We start from the raw sequence: 373 nt of genomic DNA on the forward strand, positions 1-373 counted from the left end.
ACCCCATGCCCATCAACTTAAACGTCATTTAGTAATGAACTTTCGTTCATTTTAATAGAACATAGTTAGATATGTTTACTATTTCAAAAAATAGGCATGCAAAAGAAACCTTTACAGGCTGAATTTTTTTATTATGCAACTTTCTTTTGTTTTTTTAATCCATTATACTCATAGACAACACCCATGATATCAAAGACTGTTTTCTTCTCATATCGATGAGATTTCCGTCCATTCTTCTGTAGGAGGGCGAACAGGCGGATCAGAATCTTTGTTATTTCTTGGGTGTCTTTCTGTATCGCTTGGTATAACAGAGATAGATGATCTTGAATCATCCCAATTGCTTTAAATTCACTTAGCTCTCTTTTTTTATTTT

At 33.0% G+C, this 373-nt stretch carries 1 pseudogene; it reads right to left on the reverse strand.

The annotated features are described in order from the left end of the window. Positions 1–131: 131 nt before the first annotated feature. Positions 132–373, reverse strand: a pseudogene (locus JDS99_RS31100) (IS4 family transposase); the annotation flags it as partial.

It is taken from the genome of Bacillus cereus group sp. N6, assembly GCF_016483705.1.
Taxonomy (GTDB): domain Bacteria; phylum Bacillota; class Bacilli; order Bacillales; family Bacillaceae_G; genus Bacillus_A; species Bacillus_A wiedmannii.